Origin of the sequence: Cellulomonas persica (assembly GCF_007989825.1) — a bacterium.
Taxonomy (GTDB): domain Bacteria; phylum Actinomycetota; class Actinomycetes; order Actinomycetales; family Cellulomonadaceae; genus Cellulomonas; species Cellulomonas persica.
The window spans coordinates 1-19,753 of sequence record NZ_BJUA01000017.1 but is presented as its reverse complement, the minus strand read 5'-3'; the positions used below and the strand labels follow the sequence as shown (position 1 = coordinate 19,753).

Here is a 19,753-nt window from a genome sequence, read left to right as displayed (position 1 = left end):
GGCAAGGGTCCTGCCGGGGATGATCCCCGTGCAGGTCATGGGAGTGGATCGAGCCGTATCGCCCCAGGTCAGCGGGGATTGCAGGCGCCCAACGACCGTCGAGTCTCCCCGATCCACGATTCCGCACGAAGGAGTGCAGAATGACCGCAAGTTTCGCAAGTCTCCGGCGGCCGAAGCATCGTCGTCGGTCCGTGAAGCAGGCCATCGCCGCGGTGGCCGTCGCCGGTCTCGTCGGGACGGGGTTGGCCGTGGCGCTGCCGGCGTCCGCGGCAGTGACGTCCAATCAGACCGGCAACAGCGGTGGGTACTACTACTCGTTCTGGACGGACTCGCAGGGCACGGTCTCTATGGAGCTCGGCTCGGGCGGCAACTACTCGACGTCGTGGCGCAACACGGGCAACTTCGTCGCCGGCAAGGGCTGGCAGACGGGCACGGGCCGCGCGGTGACGTACAGCGGGCAGTTCAACCCGTCGGGCAACGCGTACCTGACGCTGTACGGGTGGACCACGGGCCCGCTGATCGAGTACTACATCGTCGACAACTGGGGCACGTACCGCCCGACGGGCACGTACATGGGCACCGTGAACTCCGACGGTGGCACGTACGACATCTACCGCACGCAGCGCGTGAACCAGCCCTCGATCCAGGGCACGGCGACGTTCTACCAGTACTGGTCGGTGCGCCAGCAGAAGCGGACCGGCGGCACGATCACGGCCGCGAACCACTTCAACGCGTGGGCGTCGAAGGGCATGAACCTGGGGTCGCACAACTACCAGATCCTCGCGACCGAGGGGTACCAGTCCTCCGGTTCGTCGAACATCACCGTGTCCGAGGGCTCGAGCGGCGGCAACAACGGCGGCGGCGGGAACCCGGGCGGGGGCGGCTCCTGCACGGTCTCCGCGACCAAGACCCAGGAGTGGGGTGACCGGTTCAACGTCACCTACACGGTCTCCGGCTCGAGCACCTGGACGGTGACGGTCTACCCGTCGAACGGCCAGTCGATCCAGAACCACTGGAACGCCAACCGCAACGGCAACACGTTCACCCCGAACGGATCGGGGAACACGTTCGGCGTGACCTACTACAAGGGTCCGAACAACGTGAACTGGACGCCCAGCGCGTTCTGCTGACACACACGCACCACCGGGGGCGGGTCCGCATCACGCGGGCCCGCCCCTGTGCGCGTCAGGACCAGGACCGCGAGCCGTGGACGCTAGAGCTCCTCGGCGTCGTCGAGCGTCTCGAGCGCCACCGGGACCACGCCCCGCATGCGGACGGCGATGCCGTAGGGGTCGGCGGCGGGGAACGGGCACTCGCCCACGTGGACGAGCCACTCGTCGGACTCGTCGACGACGAGGGACAGGTCACCGAGCCCGTCCGGCGTGACCGCGTAGGCGGCGTCGAGGCCGACGACGCGCGGCTGGGCGCGGGCGGTCGCGACGAGGAGGTCGAGCGCGGTGTCGAGCACGTCGGGCAGCGCCGCGACGACGTCCTCCACCAGACGGGCGGTCGTCGGCGGGACGGGGCCGTCCGTCGTCGTCATGAGGTTCACGACGAGCGCGCCGTCAGGGCACCCCCGGTGGGCGCACGGGACCTCGAGAACGCGGTGCCAGGCCTCGTCGTCGACGTGCTGCGGCTCGGACCACGGCAGTTCAGTCGTCATGCGCTCATCCTGCTGGGTCGATCAGCGGGCCGGCGCAGAGCGCGCCGGGGCTACGGCGTCCAGCCGGTCGCGTCGGCCGCGGTGATGGGGCGCAGGACTCGCGCGGGGTTGCCGGCGGCGATGACGGCTGGGGGGATGTCACGGGTGACGACGCTGCCGGAGCCGATGACGGCACCGGCGCCGATGGTCACGCCCTGGTTGATGGTGACGTGCCCGCCGATCCACACGTGGTCGCCGATGGTCACGGGCTTGGCGTAGCAGCCGCCGTTGACGCGTTCGACGGGGTCGAGGGCGTGGTTGGAGGTGAAGATGCCGACGCGCGGGCCGAGCAGCACGTTGTCGCCGATCGTGATGGGTGCGCCGTCGAGCATCACGCAGTCGAAGTTGGCGTAGAAGTTCGAGCCGATCGTGATGTTGTCGCCGAACTCGCAGCGGAACGTCGGCTCGAAGTGCACGCCGGTGCCGATCGAGCCGAGCAGGGTCGCGAGCAACGCCTCGCGCTCGGCCGCGGGGCGCCCGAACGTCGCGTTGTACTCGTTCGTGCGCAGCACGGCGGCCTCGCGGGCGGCGACGAGCTCGGGGGTCAGGTCGTCGTACATGGCGCCGGTGAGGATGTGCGCGCGCTGCTCGGCGAGGTTCATGCGGGCCGGTCCGTTCGTCGGGAGGAGGTCCCTCATCGTCGCGCGTCCGACGACCAGCGCAGGCCAGGCGCGACGGCGCGCCGACGACGACCACCCACCCAGGCGAGACCCGGAAGGGGAGATCAGCGCAGGACCGTGACCAGGCCCTCGCGGGAGTGCACGCCGGTCTTGGAGAACACGCGCGCGAGGTGCGAGTCGACGGTGCGCACGGACAGGGTCAGGCGCGCGGCGATCGCGCGGGACGTCATGCCGCCCGCGGCGAGCGAGGCGATCTCGCGCTCGCGCGGGGTCAGCGCGACCGGCGGTTCGAGCGGCGCGAGCCACAGGCCGCAGCGGTTGAGGTCCCGCTCGGCGATGCGGGTGAGGTCCACGTCGTCGGCCACCATCGCGTCGATGTGCGCGGCGACCGCGGCGGCGCGTGCACCCTCGACCTGGCGGGCCAGCACGGCGACGCGCTCGAGCACGTCGGGTGAGCGCCCGCCGGCACGCACGAACCGGTGCAGCGCCTCGAGCTCGACGCGGAACGCTCCGCGGTCGCGGGACCACTGCGCGAGCATCGATGCCTCGACCTTGACGCCCGGGTCGCGCAGCCACGCGAGCGCGTCGAGCTTGAGCAGGCGGATCTCGGGCTCGAGCGCGGCCGCGGAGCGCAGCGGTGCGGCCTCGACGGAGAGCAGCAGGTGGCGCGCGGCGTTCGTCGAGCCGCTCGCGGCGACGGCCAGCGCCTCGGCGGCCGTGGTGAACGCGATCATGCCGCCGCGGTCGTTGACGCGCAGGCGGGCGTTGGCGGCGCGCAGCTCCATCGCGGCCTGCGACCATGCGCCGAACAGGATCCCCGCGATGCCCTTGGCGGCCTGCAGCGCGACCCAGTCGATCGCCACCGGGTTCGCGTCGAGGATGCGCAGGTTCTCCTCCTCGAGGACCGTCAGGTCCCCGGCCCACAGCCGCGTGAGCACGTCGACGACGTAGATCTCGCCCACGCCCCAGCGGTAGCGGTCGGTCACGGTCTGCGCGACGTGCAGGTGACGTTCGGCCAGGTCACGCGCGTCGGCGAACCGTCCGGCGTCCGCCAGCCCGACGAGGGTCGGGGCGACGAGGCGCACCGCGGTCGCGGGGACGCGCGGGCCGTTGAGCATCGCGAGGGCGTCCTTGCGGGTCTGCTGCGCGCGGCCCGCCCAGCCGAGCCGGACCAGACGCGTCGCGTCGAGCTCCTCGGCCCAGTCCCCCGGCGCATCCACCGACTCCAGCCAGCGCTGGGTCGACGTGACGATCTCGAGCGCGTCCGAGACGTCCGTGCCGGACACGTGCAGCGACGCGGCCAGGATCTGGACCGCGTCGACGAGCCGGCGCACCAGGCCGGCGTCGAGGGCGGGCAGCTCGCGCAGCGTCTCGAGCACGGTCGTGGCGTCACGTCCGGCGCGCACGAGCTCGCTCTGCGACCACCACGCCTCGCCGCGCCAGTTCATCAGGCACGCCCAGTACTCGCTGCCGACGGGCGCGGCGCGCAGGGCCAGGTCGACGAGGCGGATGACGACGTCGGGCTGCTGCAGCGTGAACGCCTCGGCGACCGCCGCCTCGAACCGGGGCCGTCCGACGACGATGCCGGAGTCCATCGCGAGCATCACGGACCGCATGAGCGAGGCGCCGGACGCGGCGTGCGTGGACCCGGCGACCAGGTCGAGCACCTCACGACGACGACCGCCGGGCACCCGGGCGCGCACCGCCTCCGCGTACAGGGCGTGCGCCAGGTCGACGACGATCTCGCTGCCGCCGGCCGAGGGCTGCGGTCGCAGCGTCGCGACGCCCGTGTGCGTCAGCTCGTCGACGGCGGAGCGGGGCACGACGTCGAGCACCAGGCGCAGCGGGACGGGGCACAGCAGCGCGACGGCCTCGAGCGCGCGGTGCGCGTCGGGCGACAGCCGCGCGACGTCGTTCTCGACGATCTCCAGCAGCCGCGAGCCGGGCGTCGCGCGGCCCGTCCACATCCACACGCCGTCGTACTCGCGCAGCCCGCCCGACGACCGCTCGGTGCGCACGAGCTCGCGCGCGTGGAACACGTTCCCGCGCGTCTCGCCCCAGATCCGGCGCACGGTGTCCGACGTGGGCGTGCCGCCCAGCTCCCCGGCGAGCCACTGCTCGGTCTCCGCGAGCGTGAACGCGGCGACGTCGATGCGCTCGACGACGTCGTCCTTCCACAGCTCGAGCCACGGCGAGTCCGACGCGCCCGACGGGCGTGACGTCGCGACCAGCAGGACCGCGCGCTGTCGCACGACCCACGCGAGCGCCTGCGCCGAGGCGTCGTCGAGCAGGTGCGCGTCGTCGAGCCGCAGCACCAGGGGCGCGTCACCGGCGAGCTCGGTCAGCGAGTGCCCGAGCGCACGCACCGTCCGCGCGAAGCTGCCGATCGTCAGCAGGTCGTCGCCCAGGAGCGGCTCGAGCCCGGACAGCGGCATGCCGCCGCGCGACGAGGCTCCCGTGAGCGCGACGACGAACGGCGCCCGTCCGTCGATCACGAGCCCTTCGAGCGCGCGCGCGGCGAGCGCGGTCTTGCCGACGCCGGCCTCGCCGACGACGAGCACGCTGCGTCCCTCACGCAGGCACTCGCGCAGCTGCTCGACGGCCTCGCGGCGCGACGCGGGCATCACGAGATGACGTGAGGCGAAGCCCGCCGGGCGGTCCTGCCCGGCACGGGCGGACGGGACGAGATCGGTGGGCGCTTCGTCGCGCGCCGCAGGCCGCGGGGAAGGCGGCGAGGAAGGCACGAGGTCGAGCCTTTCTGGCGGTGCGAGCGGGACGTAGGTCCTCATCATGACGGGTGACAGCGCTCCTGTGACCTGGCCTTCTCGCCTGCTGGACGAATTTCGCCCGCTCGCCCCTGGCAACGGCCGTAGGTCCCGACCGCGCGACGTTGCGTAGCGATTACCGATGACCCGGTACCGGGCCTCTTCCTAGCCTCGAACCGCGACACACCTGCGTCTGCCGATCACCCCGCGCCGGTGTCCTGACCCCAACGCGGGGGCCACAGCCGAAAGAAGGATGGCCCGTGCCCACCTACACCGCCCCTGGCGTGTACGTCGAGGAGATCCCCTCGACTCAGAAGGTCCTGTCCTCGGCCCCGACGGCCGTCGCCGCGTTCGTCGGGTTCACCGCGTCGTTCCCCACGGACGACCCCCACGACCCGGACGGCCTCGCGCCCCGGCTCGTCACCTCCTGGACCCAGTTCGAGTCGCTGTACGGCGGCTTCGTCGAGGGCGCGCTGCTGCCCCTGTCCGTGTACGGGTTCTTCCTCAACGGCGGCGCGCAGGCCTACATCGTGCGCGTCCCGAACGCCGAGCCGTCGGGTGAGCCCGCGCGCCTCGCGCTGCCGGCGTACGACAAGTCGCTCGGCCTGCCGCTCGCGATCGAGTCCGTCGAGCCCGACGCCGACATCACGGTCGTCGTGAGCTCCGGCGAGGCCGCGGACGACGAGGACGGGCCCGCACCGTTCAGCATCACGATCGTCGAGGGCGGCGAGGCCGTCGAGTCCTACGACGACCTGACGCTCGGCGGTCCGCGCGACGCCGCGACCGTCATCAACAAGACGTCGACCAAGGTCAAGGTCGAGATCAAGCTCGCCGAGGACACCGACCTGTCGAGCCAGCTCGAGCTGCTCAAGCCGGGCCAGTACTCGCTCGAGAAGGCCGCGCCGAAGCCGGTGCCCGTCTCGGGCCGCAAGTTCGCCGGCTCGGAGACGAGCCGCTCGGGTATCAACGGTCTCGCGATCGCCGAGGACGTCACGATCGTCGTCGTCCCGGACCTGCTGACCGCCGCCACCAAGGACGACGGCTCGCTCGACCTGGGCCTGTGGAAGGCCGTCCAGACGAGCCTCATCGCGCACTGCGAGCAGCACGCGAACCGCGTCGCGATCCTCGACGCGCCTCCCGGGCTCACGCCGCAGCAGGTCAAGGAGTGGCGCAGCGAGGCCGCGCAGTACGACTCCGCCTTCGCGACGCTGTACTACCCCTGGATCAAGGTCGAGAACCCGACCGGCACCAACGGGAACGCCGAGATCCTCATCCCGCCGTCGGGTCACGTCGCCGGCGTGTGGGCGCGCACCGACGAGACGCGCGGCGTGTGGAAGGCCCCGGCCAACGACACGATCCGCGGCGTGCTCGACGTCGAGCGCTCCATCACGCAGAACGAGCAGGGCATCCTCAACCCGATCGGCATCAACGCGATCCGCCCGTTCGGCACGCGCGGCATCCGCATCTGGGGTGCGCGCACGCTCGCCTCGGACACGGACTGGCAGTACATCAACGTGCGCCGCCTGTTCAACATGATCGAGTCGACGATCCTCGAGGGCACCCAGTGGGCGGTCTTCGAGCCGAACGACGTCTCGCTCTGGGAGGGCGTCAAGCGCACCCTCAACGCCTACCTGCGCGGTCTGTGGCAGGCCGGGGCGCTGTTCGGCCAGTCCGCCGACCAGGCGTTCTTCGTCAAGTGCGACGAGACGACGAACCCGCCCGAGTCGATCGACGCCGGCAAGCTCGTCGTGGAGGTCGGGATCGCGCCCGTGAAGCCCGCCGAGTTCGTCATCTTCCGCATCAGCCAGAACAAGCAGATCGCCAGCTGACGACAGCTCGCGCGACCCCCTGACCAGACGAGGAGAACCCCATGCCCAACGACCTCATCGACGGTGACCCGCTCATCGCCCAGAACTTCTTCCTGGAGATCGACGGCTCCGTCGTCACGATCCTCGCCTCGGTGTCCGGCCTGGACATCGAGATGGAGGTGGCCTCCACGCAGCAGGTGGGCAAGGACGGCAAGTCGCAGACCATCAAGACCCTCGCGGGCCGCAACAAGCAGGGCGACCTGACGCTCACGCGCATGGCCCCGCCCGACGCCACCTCCGACAAGCTCTGGCAGTGGTTCCACGAGATCCGCAGCAAGGGCATCCTGCAGTCGGACCGCACGAACAACCGCAAGAGCGGCTCGATCGTGCTCTACGACTCGACGCACGCGGAGGTCGCGCGGTTCAACTTCACCAACGGCTGGCCGAGCAAGATCTCGACCGACCAGCTGAGCGTCGACTCCAACGACCCCGTCAAGGAGAACATCACGCTCACGATCGAGACCCTCGAGCGGATCAAGTGACCCTGCGCACCCGCTACGAGTTCACCCTGCCGCGCGGGTACGTCGACCGCGACGGGGGCGTCCACCGCGACGGCGTGATGCGCCTCGCGACGGCCCGTGACGAGCTGGAGCCGCTGCGCGACCCCACCGTCACGGGCCCGGACGACCCGCGCCTGACGATCGTGGTCCTCGCGCGGGTCGTCGAGAGCCTCGGCACGCTCTCGCAGGTCACGCCGCACGAGATCGAAGGTCTCTTCGCGGCGGACCTGGCCTACCTGCAGGACTTCTACGGGGTCATCAACTTCGGGAGCCAGCAGGAGTTCGAGGAGTTCGTCGCCGCTCAGCGTGCGCTCGGTCAGGCGCCCGGGGTCTCGTCGTCCGACGAGGCCCCGGCGCCCGCCGCCGCGAGCGAGCCTGCTCCGGAGGCGGCGCCGGCCGCGCCCGCCGAGGCTCCGCTCCCCCGGCCCGGTCGCGCCGCGATCGAGGAGATCCGCTCCGAGGCCCGTCACTAGGCCCTGACCATGCTGCGCTACCCCGTCGACGTCCTCTGGCAGGAGATCGCCTACCTGGCGTACCACCTGCACTGGCCGCTGTCCGACCTGCTCGACCTCGAGCACATGGACCGCGTCCGGATGGTCCGGGCTGTCTCAGCGATGAACGCACGAGCATGGGAGGCGGTGCGCGACAGTGCCTGAGACACCACTCGGCGGAGACGCACCCGTCTCCGCCAACTTCCTGTTCGAGGTCGACGGCGTCGAGATCGGGCACTTCGTCGAGGTCACCGGCCTCGAGATGACCGTGAGCACGCAGGAGTACCTCGAGGGCGGGCAGAACCAGTACGTGCACCGGTTCCCCGGGGTGATCCGCTGGCCGAACCTCGTGTTCCGGCGCGGCATGGTGAACTCCGACGCGCTGTTCCAGTGGGTCGCGAGCTCGTCGGGTGAGGGGTTCGCGGGCAAGAGCAACACGCTGACCCGCTCGACCGGCGCCGTGACGGTCGTCGACGGCTCGGGTACGCGCCTGCGCTCGTGGGAGTTCGAGGGCGTGTTCGCGGTCTCGTGGGCGGGGCCACGACTGTCCGTCGACGCGACCGAGGCGCTCGTCGAGACCCTCGAGGTCGCGCACAACGGCTTCCGCGCGAAGACGCTGCAGTGAGGCGCCCGTGACCGAGACGACCGGACCGGACGCCCGTCCGACGACCGCGGCGACCGACGAGCAGCAGCGACTGGACCCGACCCGCCTGGGCCGGGCCGTGGCGCTGCGCATGCGCCGGCCGGGCCCGCGGCTCGGGACCGCGCGCCCGTCGCCGATCGGTTCGCTCGCGTCGTCGTCCGTGCGGTTCGCGCACGGCTGGGGACGGCCCGTGGACGTCCGACGAGCACTGGCCGGCCCGGCCACGACCGTCACGCCGCGCCGCACGCCCGAGGAGGTCGCCCCGCCGCGCTGGTGGTCGCAGGTCGCGCCCATCCGCGCCGCGCACGACGCTCAGGCCGAGGCCGCCTCGATCCCGCGCGGCCTGCCGCGCATGGTCGACCAGATCCCCGCCGACGGCGCGCGCCGCCCCGGCAGCGTCCGCGACCGCCTCGCGCCGCAGACCGTGCGCGTCCGCGTCACGCCTGACGTGCGCGCGGCCGGTCGCATGGTCACGGCCTCCGACACCGCGCGCCCACGCTCCGCCGCGCGGCTGCCCGCGAGCCCACCGGGTGCCGCACGGTCGCAACCGGGGAACGCCCCGGGGTCCGGACCCTCGTCGTCGCCCGCGGTCGCCACCGGCCCGGCGGACCGGACTCCCGCCGCCGCGACGACGAACCCCGTCCGCCGGTCGTTCGCCGCACCCTCGTCGCCCGCGACGAGCGGGTCGGCGACGAGCATGTCCGCGAGCGCGGGCGGCAGGGCTGCGGCGAGCGCGTTCGCGAGCGCAGGCGGGTCCGCGGCGACGAGCGCGCCCGGTCCCGCCACGGCGCTGCGTCCCGCCGGACGCTTCCTGCGCCGACGAGCGCGCGCGGCCGCCGTGACCGACGCCCGCGTCGCGCGCGCCCTCCCGCCCGCCGTCGGGGTGGCCGCTCCGTCCGCGGCCGCCGCGAGCCCGACGAGCTCGGCCACCGCCCCGGTGGCACCGTCCGCGAGCGGCGCCCCGTCGACCCCGGCGTCGACCCCGGCGTCCACCCCGGCACTCACGTCGGGCTCGTCGGTCACGGGCCCGGCGGGCGCCGCGGGGACGACCGCGGCCCGTGCGGACTCGACCGCGGGTCCGCACACCGACTCCGGACACGTTGCCGCTGGCCCGTCGCCCGCGGCGGCCCGGACGGGCGGCGCGTCCACCCCGGGTGCGTCCACGCCGCAGGGGCAGGCCGACGCTCCCGCACTCCCCCGCGCGCTGAGCGCCGACCGGTCCCTCGGCGGCGACGTGCTGCCGGGGGCCGCGCGCCGCGGGCTGCTCGGACCGGTCCGCCGCATGCTCACCGGACGCGGCTCGCCGCTGCACCGGCCGGCCACCACGATCCCCGACACCGCGACGTCCGCGGCCCGCCGGGTGCTCGCCCCCGCCGCGCACCCGGCGCGCGGCATGACGGTCGACCAGCCCGTCCCCACCGGCACGACGAGCACTCGCTCGCAGACGTCGGCCGGCCCGGCCGCCGTGACGAGTGCGCCGCTTCGTCGGTGGGCGCGCGGCGACGCGTCGGTGTCGGGTGGTCAGCCCACCGCAGGCGCTGCACCGGCTGCGAATGCCCGGGTCACCGCGACCGAGGCGTCGGGCCACCGCGCGGGTGTGCCGTCGGCTGCCTCGCGCGGGGTCGGCGGGCTGCCGGGTGGCGGTCACCGGCGGGCGGGGCACCGGCCCCGCTGGATCGACGACGCGCGACGCGGGCTGGGACTCGAACCGGCGGTGCTGCGTCGCGCGACGCGCTGGTCCGGCTCGCTGCCCGCCCGCACCACTCCCACGGAGGCGCCCGTCGCACGCCGTGCCCAGGATCCCGCCCCTCCGGCCGCGAGCGCGCTCCAGGGCCTGCCGCGCGACGCCGCGCCCGCCGCCCTGCGCCGCAGCGCCACGTCAGCACCCGCCACGTCCGCACCTCTGAGGTCCGCACCCGCGACGCCGGCATCGACGACGCCCTGGCCGGCGGCCTCGGGCGGCCTCGAGACGTCGTCCGGCGTCGGCGCGGGCCTCAGCGGTGCCGATCGCCAGGCGGCGAGCAGCAGCCGGGCGGGCTCCGGCGGGACGAGCGCCGGCGCCGTGCACCACACGGCCGGGGGCGTCCCGACGCCGCGCATCGACGACGGCGCGTCCGCGCGTTCGTCGCTCGGTCGCGATGCCGCCACGCCTTCGGCAGACGGCCGGGCCTCCACGAGCCCGGCAACGAGCGCTGCCGCCGCACCTCCCCTGCGGCGGCAGTGGGCCGGCGTCGACTGGTCCGCAGTCGGCTCGCCCGCGTCCTGGGAGCCCGCCGGCACGACGAGCCGCGGTCCCGGTCACACGGTCGCGCTGCTCGCTCCGGTCGCCGTGAACCCGTCCACCGCGCGGAGCACGGGCACACCGCCCGTCGCCGGACCCGCGATCGGTGCGCTCGCGCGCACGAGCGGCGCCGCCCTGACCGCCTCCGGTGGGGCCGCGGCGAGCGGCACCCCGCTGCGGCGTTCGACCGTCGGCGCGGCACCCGGCTCGCAGCACGCGGACGCCTCGTCGCGCCCCGGGGCGCGCTCGCCGGTGCGGCGCTCGACCGAGCGCGGCGCGTGGCGACCCGCGGCACCCGCCCCGAGCACGGCCGCGAGCTGGTCGCCGTCGGGCTTCTCGGACGCGGGCTCGTCGTCCGCAGGCTCGTCGTCCGCAGGCTCGTCGTCCGCAGGCTCGTCGTCCGCAGCGCTCGGCGCCGGACGGCCGACCGCGCTGTCCGCGAGCGCGCTCGCGGACGAGGCGCTCGCGACGAGCCCGCTCGGCGGACGCGGCCCCGCACCCGCGCGCCCGTCGACGGCGTCAGGCGCACCGTCGCTGCCGACCGCGTGGTCGGTGCTCCCGCCCCGCACGGTCGTGCGCCGCTCCCCGTCGACCACCACGCCCGTCACCCCGGCCACGTCGCCGGGCGGCGCCGCCGCGGGCCGCGCGAGCGCACCGCCGGTGATCCCGGCGTCGGCCGACCAGACGGTGCGTCGCTGGTTCACCGGGACGCCGACCGGCGCGCGCGGCTCGACGACCATCGGCGGCTCCCGCCGCGAGAGCACTGGAGGTCCCGTGGACCCGTTCGCGCCCCCGGTGGCCGCCCCGACCGCGGGGCCGCTGACCGGCGCCGAGACGACGCTGAGCGCGGAGACGCTCGGGGCGATCGCGCGCACGGTCGAGGAGCGCGTCGTCGCGCGGCTGGACGCGTGGCGGCGCGACGAGCTCGACGAGCACGTGCTGCGCCTGGTCGAGCGCCGGCTCGAGGAAGAGACGGAGCGGCGCTCCTGGCGGCGCGGTTCGGAGGTGTTCTGATGGCGGTCGAGAAGGCGTTCCTCGAGGTCGAGGGCGGGACCCGGATCCCCTGCCTGTTCAACCCGTCGCAGCTGCAGATCACGCGCAGCAACTCGTGGGCGGGTGCGGCCGTGCCGGGCCGGGACGTGCCGCGGCTGCGCTACACGGGTGCCGAGTCGGGCGTGCTGCGCGTGGACCTGTTCTTCGACACCACGCACGACGGCTCGTCGGTCACGGCGCACACCGGCAAGATCGTCGCGCTCATGGACGTCGACCCCGCGCTGCCGGGGTCTGACGAGTCGAGCCACAACGTGCGCCCGCCGTACGTCACGTTCCACTGGGGTGACCTGCACTCGTTCAAGGCGGTCGTCGCGGACCTCGACCTGACGTTCACGTACTTCTCCGGCACGGGCACGCCGCTGCGCGCGACGGTCGGGCTGACGCTGCGGCAGTACGAGCCGTCGCAGGCGTTCGGGCGGCAGAACCCGACGTCGGGCACGCCCAAGCCGCACCGCGTGCACCGCGTGCAGTCGGGCGAGACGCTCGACCGGATCGCGGCCCGCTACTACGGCGACTCGACGCGTTGGCGCGCGCTGGCCGCCGCGAACGCCATCGCCGACCCGCTCGCGCTGCGTCCCGGGACGCTGCTGACCGTGCCGAGGATCGACTCGTGACGGTCGTCCGGGAGGAGATCCTGCTCACCTGGCCGCGGGTGGTCGTCGACGGCCAGGATCTCGACGGTGTCTGGGCGGACCGGCTGGTCGAGGTGCGCGTCCGCACGGGGCTGCGCGCGATCGGCCGCGTGTGGCTCACGTTCGCGGACCCGGGCTTCGAGCTCGCGTCGGCGTCGACGGTGACGATCGGGTCGACGCTCCGCGTCACGAGCGTCGACGCGAGCGGCACGTCGCTGCTCGTCGGGACCGTCACGTCGGTGTCGAGCGAGACGGACGGCGACGGCCCGCGCCTCGTCGTCGCCGCTGACGACCACGCGATCGAGCTGACGCGGCTGAGCGACGCCGAGACGTACCACGAGATGAGCCTGTCGGACGTGATCGGCAAGCTCGTGGAGAACCCGCTGCGGATGGGGAGCAAGGAGGGTGTCCCGACGACGAAGGTCCCGTTCGTGCTGCGCAACGGCACGCCGCTCGCGCTCGTCGACGAGATCGCGCAGCGGTACGGGCTCGACTGGGTGGTCACCGAGGAGACGCTCGACCTGTGGACCGCGTCGACCGGCAGCGCCCCGGGCACGTCGGCCGTGCCGCTCACGCTCGCCCAGGACCTGCACACGTTCTCGGTCCGGCAGGTCAGCGACGGCCCGACCACCGTGAAGGTGCGCGGCTGGAACCCCGAGCAGCAGGAGGCGATCGAGGGCGAGGCGACGACCCCGAGGTCCCGCTCCGGTCAGCAGCCCGCCGCGGGCGACAAGCAGTTCACGTACACGGGCACGCGCGTCTCGCCGGCCTCGGCGCAGGAGGCGCGGCTGCTGGCGGCCGGCATCGCGGCGCGCACGGGACGCATGGTCGCGCGCGGCCGCGCGCTGTTCACGCCCGCGCTGCGGCCCGGCGGCACGCTGCAGATCTCGGGCGCGGGCCCGGGCAACGGGACGTACTACGTCCGGGAGGTCACGCACGTCGTCGACCGCTCGGGTGCGCGCACGCTGTTCGTCGCGGGTGACCGCGACCCCGTGACGCTCGCCGACCCGTGGGACCAGGGCCCGAGCGCGTCGAGCTTCCGGCACTCGGGGCTCGTCGTCGGGGTGGTGGACGGTCTCAAGGACCCCGACTCGCTCGGCCGCGTGAGTGTGTCCCTGCCGACCGCGGCGCAGCAGGCGAAGTCCGCGTGGGCGCGCGTCGTGCACATCGGCGCAGGCGCCAAGCGCGGGCAGGTGTTCATGCCGTCCGTGGGCGACGAGGTGCTCGTCGGGTTCGAGAACGACGACGTCGCGCGGCCCGTGGTGCTCGGCGGCCTGTTCAGCGCGAGGTCGACCGCCCCCGACCAGCTGCTCATCCAGGACGGCAAGGTCATCGGCCACCTCATCCGCACCGAGACGGGTCATGCCGTGCACCTGTCCGAGGGCAGCGCCGACGCCGAGTCGTTCATCGAGCTCCTCGCCGCGGGCGGCAAGCAGAAGATCCGGCTCGGGAAGACGGGCGTCGACGTCGTCGCGGACGGCGACGTCCCGCTCACGGTCACGGTCGGACGCTCGTCGCTCACGTTCGACGGCCGGGGCGCGGTCACGCTCAAGGGCTCGAAGATCACGATCGAGGCGACCGACGGGATCACCCTGAGCTCGCAGCAGAAGATCGAGGCGAAGGGCCAGCTCGGCGTCGCGATCGAGGGGCTCGAGGCCAGCCTCAAGGGCAAGGCGAGCACCAAGGTCGAGGCCGGCGGCGTGGTCGAGGTCAAGGGAGCGATGGTGAAGATCAACTGATGAGCGAGATCACCAGCGCGGCGGACTTCGTCGGACGCGGCTTCGCGTGGCCGCTCGGCGTCGACCACACCGGCGCGATCGCCCTGACCGCACCCGGCGGCGACATCGAGGACGCGATCCGCGTCGTGCTGCTGACCGCACCCGGGGAGCGCCTCATGCGGCCGCAGTTCGGCTGCCGGATCTGGGACCTGATGTTCGAGCCCGTGAACCACAACCTGCTCGGCCTGATCTCGCAGGCCGTGCGGGACGCGCTCGCGCAGTGGGAGCCGCGGATCGACGTGGAGGACGTGCGGCCCGAGCAGGACGGCGACGACTCCGGCCTGGTCCAGATCCGGATCACCTACCGCGTGAAGTCCACCAACGACCGCCGCAACCTGGTCTACCCCTTCTACGTGATCCCCCGTGAGGACGCCTGATGGCCCCGCTCGACCCCCCGCACCTCGACGACCGCACGTTCCAGGACATCGTCGACGAGACCAAGCGCCTCATCCCGCGGTTCACGCCCGAGTGGACGAACCACAACGTGGCCGACCCGGGCGTCGCGCTCGTCGAGCTGTTCGCGTGGATGAGCGAGATGGTGCTGTTCCGGGTCAACCAGGTGCCCGAGCGCATGTACGTGCACTTCCTCAACCTCGTCGGGATCGAGCCGTTCCCGCCCGCCGTGGCGCACGCCGACCTGACGTTCTGGCTGTCGGCGCCCGCGGACCGCGCCGTGCACGTGCCCGCGGGTACGGAGGTCGCGACCGTCGGCGAGGAGCCCGTGGTGTTCTCGACGAGCGTCGAGGCTGTCGTCTCGCCGCCCGAGCTCGTCGCCGCGCAGGCGATCAACGCCGAGGGTCAGGCGACCGACGTGTGGGAGGACCTGACGGTCCCCGGCGCGTCCGCGACGTGCTTCACGTCGCACCCGGTCACGCCCGGCGACGCGCTGTACCTGGGCGCTCGCGAGTCCCTCGCCGGGTACGCGGTGCGCCTCGACCTGTCCGCGCGCGCCGAGGGCATCGGGGTGGACCCGACGAACGCCCCGCTCGCGTGGGAGGCGTGGGACGGCGAGGCGTGGATCGCGTGCCACGTCGAGTCCGACACCACCGGCGGGCTGAACAAGTCCGGGTCGGTGCTCCTGCTGCTGCCGCAGCGTCACGAGCCGCTGCTGCTCGGCGGTCAGCTCGCGCACTGGGTGCGGGTGCGGCTGCAGCGCCCGCAGCCGGGCCAGCCGACGTTCGCCGCGTCGCCGCGGGTCGCGAGCGCGTCGATCCTCGCGCTCGGCGTGACCGTGCCCGCGGAACACTCGACGCGGCTGCCCGCCGAGCTGCTCGGCCGCTCCACGGGTCAGCCGGGCCAGGTGTTGACGGTCTCGGGCGCGCCGGTCGCCCGCCGGCGCGACGAGGAGGGCGTGCTCGTCGTCGCCCGCGGCGTCACCGAGAGGTGGACCGAGGTGCCGGACTTCGCGTCGTCGGGGCCCGGCGACCGCCACGTGGTGTGGGACTCGACGACCGGCGAGGTCCGGTTCGGTCCCGCGATCCGGCACCCCGACGGTGCGGTGCGCCAGCACGGCGCCGTCCCGCCCGACGGCGCGGAGATCCGCGTGACTCCCTACCGCACGGGCGGCGGCGCGCGCGGGAACGTCGGTGCGCGCACGCTCACGTCGCTGCGCAGCGGCCTGCCGTTCGTCTCGTCGGTCTCCAACGCGCGCGCCGCCTCGGGAGGCGTCGACGCCGAGACGGTCGCCGAGGCCAAGGTCCGCGGCCCGCTGACGCTGCGCACCGGTCAGCGGGCGGTCACCGCCGCGGACTTCGAGGCGATCACCCGGCAGGCGTCCGTCGAGGTCGCGCGCGCCCGCTGCCTGCCCGCCGCGACCAGCGGCTCCCCCGTCGTGCGCGTCCTGATCGTGCCGCAGGTCCGCACCGACGCGCGCACGCACCGCATCGACGACTTCGCGCTGTCCCCGACGCTGTTCGACGCGGTCGCGTCCTCGATCGACGAGCGCCGCATGGTCGGCGTGCCCGTCGAGATCGGCACGCCGTTCTACCAGGGCGTGAGCGTCGCCGCGCTCGTGCGCACCCTGCCGGGCCGTCCCGCGGCGATGGTCCGCCAGCGCGTGTCCGACGCGCTCACCCGGTACGTGCACCCCCTCACCGGCGGCCCCGACGGCACCGGCTGGCCGTTCGACGCGTCGCTCACGGCCTCCGCGGCGACGCAGGTGGTCGAGGGCGTCGACGGCGTGCTGGCCGTCGACGAGCTGCAGCTCTTCGAGTACGACCTGCGCACCGGACGGCGCATCGGCGGCGGCCGCGAGACCATCACCCTCGCCGAGCACGCGCTGTTCCTGTCCGCGGACCACCGCGTGGTGGTGCGATGACCGGCCGCCCGAACGACTGGCTCCTGCGCCAGCTCCCCTACGGGATGCTGTCGGAGGACTTCTTCGTGCGGTTCGTCTCGATCTTCCAGGAGCAGGCCGGCACGCTCCTGCAGCACGCCGACAACCTGCCGTACCTCGCGGACGTCGACGTGACGCCCCCCGCGATGGTCCGGCACATGGGCGAGTGGCTCGGGATGCCCGGCATCGACACCTCCTACCCGGCCGCGACCCAGCGACGTATCCTGCGCACAGCGGCGCAGACGCTGCAGTGGCGCGGCACGGTCCGGGGGCTGACCCACCTCCTCGAGCTGTACTCCGGCGGACCGGTGCACGTCACCGAGAGCGGCGGCGTGTACCGCGAGGGCGCGGCGCCTGACGACCCGGCCTGGGCGGTGCTCGAGGTCGACTCGACGGGTCCGCTCAGCGAGTCGGACTTCCTCGCGCTGGTGCTCGACGAGGTCCCCGCGCACGTGCAGGTGGAGGTGCGAGTGGCGGGCCGGACGGTGTGGCCCGTGCTCGCCGAGGAAGGGGAGATGGCGTCATGACGGACGTCGACGCGTCGCGCGACACCCTCGAGGTGACGTGCCCGGAGTGCGGGGCGGTCGCCCACGTGCAGGCCGGCGCACGCCTCGCGAGCGACTTCTGCCCGCGGTGCGACTACCCGCTGTTCTGGGCGCGGCCCTCGTCCGCACCGCTGTCCGACGAGGAGACCGACGACGCGCGCTGGCGCGCCCCCGGCGCGTCCGGGTCCGCGCTGTCCGCGACGCTCGCGTGCCCCGTGTGCGCCGAGCTCAACACACCCGTCGCCGTCACGTGCGTGCGCTGCGGGTCGAGCATGACCCCGCCACCGCCCGTGACCCCGCCGGCTCCACCACCGCCAGCACCCGTGGTCGTCGTGCAGGCGCCCCCGCAGCTCATCCCGTGCAACCACCCGGACACGTGGTGGGTCGTCGTCCTGACCGCCGCCGCCACCGCGGCCGTCACCCTCCTACTGGTCTGGCTCTTCTAGCCCGCCCACGACCGTGTAGCCGTCGCCGGTCACCATCAGCACGTCGACAAGATCCGTAGCCCGGTTCGCCCCCGGGTGACGTCTGGACAATGTCCCCGAGCGCGACGTCGTGCAGAAGAACGGGATGCGGCAGACCCGAACAAGGGGCAGACCACTTCCACGGAACGCGGCACACACCCCGAGCCTCCACTGAAGCCGGGGCGGTTCACTCTCACGAGCGGGTACATCATTTTCCCGGCAGATGCGCCTGAGACAGATGGGCCGTCGCGCGGCGCAGCACCTCGACCTCCTGCTCGAGGAGCCGGTTGCGGCCCCGCAGCTCGCGCAGCTCGGCCGACTCGCTCGTCGTCACGCCAGGACGGTTGCCGTCCTCGACGTCCGCATCACGCAGCCAGTTCCGCAGACACGACTCGGCGATGCCGAAGTCGGACGCGATCTGCTTGATCGGAGCATCGCCACGGCGGGCGAACGCCACGACGTCCGCACGGAACTCCTGGGGATAGGGCCTGGGCACGGTGCACATCCTTCCAGCGGCGCCATCCGGCACCACAGGTCAGGTGTCACCTATCCGTGCAGCAGACCCCGGCGACATCATCGATGCTCTGACCCGCAAAGCGACCACCGCTGCTGAACATCTCGCTGTACGAACTCTGCGCGAACCGAGCGCCTGCAATGTCGGCCCCTGCGGTGTTTGCGGCAACTACGTCGCCGCCGACGGAGACAGACCGCCCCCATGACGCAGCTCCCGGCCCCGACGGCGAACCCCGCACGTCCCTCGCGACGGTGTCCGGCGGCAACAACCGCGCTGGGGCAGCGTAGACGTAGGCCGCCGTGTCGTAGGCGTACGTCGTCCCCACGGCCGACGCCGTCGCCTCTCCCACCACGAGGCCAGCCAGGCCAACGACGACGACCGCGACGGCGCTGGCCAGGAAGGCGCCGACCCAACGCTGCAGAGCAGGCGATCGGCTAGCCCGGCTCATCATCGCCACCGGCCGCCACGCGACGAGCGACCCGCTCACCCTTGGTCGTCAGCCTCAGCCAGAAGCCAGCCCCCATCGGACGCCAGCCCAAGCGGTCAAGCTCCGCCTCCGAGCGAGTGACCCAGCCGTCCGAAGGCGGCCCCCAGTCCTCGAACCCCGACGCCCCAAGGTCGCCAGGAACCATGAGCCCGTCCGAGTACAAGGACTCAAGGACCTCCAGCACGATGCGCTTCGTTCCTGGGTCGATCGCACCATGGGTGGAGAGCCACACGACATGGTCCAGCAATACCCAGTCGTCGAGGCCAATCTCCAGCAGTTCGCTGATGATCCTGGGCTGCGTCACCACGTCACACCGTCCGCGAGATGCACCGTGCGCGGGCGCCCACTCGGAGTGATGATGTCGATGCTCGGGCCACCCGTCCTTGAGGTCGTGCGCCACTGGACTACCCCACCATCTGGCAACTGAACCGCCCCGGCTTTAGTGGAGGATCGGTTCTCTGGTTTCCAGCGTCGTCGACGCCGGGTTCTGACGGTAGTAGTTGGCCTCCTGCTCGGCCGGTGGAATGTCGCCGAGCTCGGTGTGCAGACGTCGGTTGTTGAACCAGTCGACGTACTCGAGCGTGGCGATCTCGACGTCGTCCAGGGTCCGCCACGGGCCCCTGCGGCGGACCAGCTCGTACTTGAACAGCCCGATCGTGGACTCGGCCATCGCGTTGTCATACGCATCGGCGACAGTCCCGATCGAGGCTCGCATGCCCATGGCGGCGAGCCGGTCGGTCAGTGCCAGGGAGACGCACGTGGTGGGTCGTCGTCCTGACCGCGGCCGCGACCGCAGCCCTGACCCTCCTACTCGTCTGGCTCTTCTAGCTGTACTGACCAAGACCGTTGTTGACGTAGCGAGAGACCTCCGGGTCGAGTTGGAGCTGTCTAGGAACCGACTTTGACCACGGAGGTCTCTCGTGTCTCACGCTAACGCCCGTCTGACCCCTGCCGGCAGGCTGGTTCTGGTCCGTCGCATCGCAGCCGGGCGCCCCGTCGCGCACGTCGCCGCGGAGATGGGCGTCTCGCGGACCACGGCGTGGCGTTGGTGGCGCCGCTTCACCCTCGAGGGCAT

Annotated in this window: 20 protein-coding genes; 14 read left to right on the top strand and 6 right to left on the bottom strand. The window is 73.0% G+C overall.

The genetic code is table 11. The features are described from left to right. Nucleotides 1-191: 191 nt before the first annotated feature. The gene (gene xynA / locus CPE01_RS16840) at nucleotides 192-1,130 is read left to right on the top strand and encodes an endo-1,4-beta-xylanase XynA (protein ID WP_281285126.1); all 939 of its coding nucleotides are present in this window, start codon (nucleotides 192-194) and stop codon (nucleotides 1,128-1,130) included. A gap of 83 nt (nucleotides 1,131-1,213) precedes the next feature. Here xynA and CPE01_RS14125 read toward each other — a convergent pair whose 3' ends face one another. From CPE01_RS14125 to CPE01_RS14115, 3 genes are all read right to left on the bottom strand, one after another. Next, nucleotides 1,214-1,663 (bottom strand): hypothetical protein, encoded by a 450-nt coding sequence (locus tag CPE01_RS14125; protein WP_146807459.1) that lies wholly within the window; start codon nucleotides 1,661-1,663, stop codon nucleotides 1,214-1,216. 50 nt (nucleotides 1,664-1,713) lie between these two features. After that, the gene (locus tag CPE01_RS14120; protein ID WP_222592941.1) at nucleotides 1,714-2,340 is read right to left on the bottom strand and encodes a sugar O-acetyltransferase; all 627 of its coding nucleotides are present in this window, start codon (nucleotides 2,338-2,340) and stop codon (nucleotides 1,714-1,716) included. A gap of 86 nt (nucleotides 2,341-2,426) precedes the next feature. Next, a complete protein-coding gene (locus CPE01_RS14115; protein ID WP_146807458.1) occupies nucleotides 2,427-4,946 on the bottom strand; it encodes a helix-turn-helix transcriptional regulator in 2,520 nt (839 codons plus the stop codon). A 401-nt stretch (nucleotides 4,947-5,347) separates the two neighbouring features. Between CPE01_RS14115 and CPE01_RS14110 the strand changes: the two genes are divergently transcribed. The 12 genes from CPE01_RS14110 to CPE01_RS14060 are packed head-to-tail and all read left to right on the top strand — an operon-like array spanning nucleotide 5,348 to nucleotide 17,659. Then, nucleotides 5,348-6,916, top strand: a complete 1,569-nt coding sequence (locus CPE01_RS14110; protein WP_146807457.1) for a phage tail sheath family protein — start codon at nucleotides 5,348-5,350, stop codon at nucleotides 6,914-6,916. Between the two features lie 41 nt (nucleotides 6,917-6,957). Continuing rightward, the gene (locus CPE01_RS14105) at nucleotides 6,958-7,437 is read left to right on the top strand and encodes a phage tail protein (RefSeq protein WP_146807456.1); all 480 of its coding nucleotides are present in this window, start codon (nucleotides 6,958-6,960) and stop codon (nucleotides 7,435-7,437) included. Beyond that, entirely contained in the window at nucleotides 7,434-7,928 is a 495-nt protein-coding gene (locus tag CPE01_RS14100; protein WP_222592940.1) for a hypothetical protein, read from the top strand. The genes CPE01_RS14105 and CPE01_RS14100 overlap by 4 nt, the downstream gene beginning before the upstream one ends. Nucleotides 7,929-7,937: 9 nt before the next feature. Continuing rightward, nucleotides 7,938-8,111 (top strand): DUF6760 family protein, encoded by a 174-nt coding sequence (locus CPE01_RS16525; RefSeq protein ID WP_186811553.1) that lies wholly within the window; start codon nucleotides 7,938-7,940, stop codon nucleotides 8,109-8,111. Further along, nucleotides 8,104-8,571 (top strand): phage tail protein, encoded by a 468-nt coding sequence (locus tag CPE01_RS14095; RefSeq protein ID WP_146807455.1) that lies wholly within the window; start codon nucleotides 8,104-8,106, stop codon nucleotides 8,569-8,571. Before CPE01_RS16525 ends, CPE01_RS14095 begins: the two co-directional genes overlap by 8 nt. Before the next feature lie 7 nt (nucleotides 8,572-8,578). Further along, on the top strand, nucleotides 8,579-11,884 hold the full coding sequence (locus CPE01_RS14090; RefSeq protein ID WP_146807454.1) for a hypothetical protein: 3,306 nt from the start codon (nucleotides 8,579-8,581) through the stop codon (nucleotides 11,882-11,884). After that, nucleotides 11,884-12,537, top strand: coding sequence for a CIS tube protein (locus CPE01_RS14085; protein ID WP_246783960.1), 654 nt, complete (start codon nucleotides 11,884-11,886; stop codon nucleotides 12,535-12,537). The genes CPE01_RS14090 and CPE01_RS14085 overlap by 1 nt, the downstream gene beginning before the upstream one ends. After that, the gene (locus tag CPE01_RS14080) at nucleotides 12,534-14,294 is read left to right on the top strand and encodes a phage baseplate assembly protein V (RefSeq protein WP_146807453.1); all 1,761 of its coding nucleotides are present in this window, start codon (nucleotides 12,534-12,536) and stop codon (nucleotides 14,292-14,294) included. The genes CPE01_RS14085 and CPE01_RS14080 overlap by 4 nt, the downstream gene beginning before the upstream one ends. Then, nucleotides 14,294-14,710 carry a GPW/gp25 family protein gene (locus CPE01_RS14075; RefSeq protein WP_146807452.1) on the top strand — a complete coding sequence of 139 codons (417 nt, stop codon included), beginning with the start codon at nucleotides 14,294-14,296 and terminating at the stop codon, nucleotides 14,708-14,710. Before CPE01_RS14080 ends, CPE01_RS14075 begins: the two co-directional genes overlap by 1 nt. Continuing rightward, nucleotides 14,710-16,650, top strand: a complete 1,941-nt coding sequence (locus tag CPE01_RS14070; protein WP_146807451.1) for a putative baseplate assembly protein — start codon at nucleotides 14,710-14,712, stop codon at nucleotides 16,648-16,650. Before CPE01_RS14075 ends, CPE01_RS14070 begins: the two co-directional genes overlap by 1 nt. Beyond that, nucleotides 16,647-17,195, top strand: coding sequence for a phage tail protein (locus CPE01_RS14065; RefSeq protein WP_146807450.1), 549 nt, complete (start codon nucleotides 16,647-16,649; stop codon nucleotides 17,193-17,195). Before CPE01_RS14070 ends, CPE01_RS14065 begins: the two co-directional genes overlap by 4 nt. Beyond that, nucleotides 17,192-17,659, top strand: coding sequence for a hypothetical protein (locus CPE01_RS14060; RefSeq protein ID WP_146807449.1), 468 nt, complete (start codon nucleotides 17,192-17,194; stop codon nucleotides 17,657-17,659). Before CPE01_RS14065 ends, CPE01_RS14060 begins: the two co-directional genes overlap by 4 nt. 226 nt (nucleotides 17,660-17,885) lie before the next feature. Here the strand turns inward: CPE01_RS14060 and CPE01_RS16665 are convergent, their stop codons facing one another. From CPE01_RS16665 to CPE01_RS14045, 3 genes are all read right to left on the bottom strand, one after another. Next, entirely contained in the window at nucleotides 17,886-18,173 is a 288-nt protein-coding gene (locus CPE01_RS16665) for a transposase (protein WP_222592939.1), read from the bottom strand. 452 nt (nucleotides 18,174-18,625) lie between these two features. Further along, nucleotides 18,626-18,985 carry a hypothetical protein gene (locus CPE01_RS14050; RefSeq protein WP_146807448.1) on the bottom strand — a complete coding sequence of 120 codons (360 nt, stop codon included), beginning with the start codon at nucleotides 18,983-18,985 and terminating at the stop codon, nucleotides 18,626-18,628. Between the two features lie 132 nt (nucleotides 18,986-19,117). Continuing rightward, the gene (locus CPE01_RS14045; RefSeq protein WP_281285127.1) at nucleotides 19,118-19,393 is read right to left on the bottom strand and encodes an integrase core domain-containing protein; all 276 of its coding nucleotides are present in this window, start codon (nucleotides 19,391-19,393) and stop codon (nucleotides 19,118-19,120) included. Between the two features lie 205 nt (nucleotides 19,394-19,598). Between CPE01_RS14045 and CPE01_RS14040 the strand changes: the two genes are divergently transcribed. Then, nucleotides 19,599-19,753, top strand: a 155-nt coding sequence (locus CPE01_RS14040; protein ID WP_146807446.1) for a helix-turn-helix domain-containing protein, incomplete at its 3' end; no start/stop codon positions are given.